The sequence below is a fragment of the Corallococcus sp. CA054B genome (genome assembly GCF_003611625.1).
GTDB lineage: Bacteria > Myxococcota > Myxococcia > Myxococcales > Myxococcaceae > Corallococcus > Corallococcus coralloides.
Genome location: NZ_RAVY01000422.1, coordinates 1 through 676, shown reverse-complemented (window position 1 = coordinate 676; position 676 = coordinate 1). Strand labels below are relative to the sequence as shown.

Here is a 676-nt window from a genome sequence, read left to right as displayed (position 1 = left end):
AGCCGTTGCCGTGCACTCTCGTGGAGGCGGAAGCGCTGTGCTCGGCGCTGTCGCGCATTGAAGGCGCGGCGCTGCGGCTGCCTTCCAGCGAGGAATGGGAAATGGGGGCCCGTGGACCGGATGGCCGGCTGTTCCCGTGGGGCAACTCGATGCGGGATGACGGGGCTACCCGTGCTTCGCCCTGGGGCGTGGAGAAGCTCGTGGCTTCGCTTCCGCAGTGGGCGCAGGGAGGCCTGCTGTGCGGGGGACGGGAGCAGCCGGTGTGCGCATCCCGTCGCGACGGGGCGCTGGCGGTGGGCGCCGCGCGGTGGGTGATGTCCGCGCCTTGAGGATGTAAAAGCTGTCCTCACCTATCACTGACAAACAGGAATTGGAGATTGCAGGGGCGATGCCCTGGAGTAGGCTTTGCAAGCCTTCGGACGTGGCCTCACGCCGACGCGCCCCCTGCAAGAGCCATGAGCAACCTGCGCGCTTCCATCGAGACGCAAATCCATGCAGCCCTTGCCGTCCTCGGTGCGCGGACGCCTCGAGGTGAACGTGAGCTCTTGATAGGCGATGCCCGCGCCTCCCTGAAGGAGCGCTTGGGATGAGGAATGGCAGTGGGCGTTGGCTGTGGCTGGCGGGACTGCTGTTCGCGGTGGGCTGCGCCACGGCGCCTGTCCCCATCCCCCGACCC

General features: G+C 67.9%; 1 protein-coding gene. It reads left to right on the top strand.

Annotated elements, in window-relative coordinates; genetic code table 11:
- Positions 1–329: SUMF1/EgtB/PvdO family nonheme iron enzyme (locus D7V80_RS41135; RefSeq protein WP_147447413.1), on the top strand; the 329-nt coding region annotated here is incomplete at its 5' end.
- Positions 330–676 lie beyond the last annotated feature (347 nt).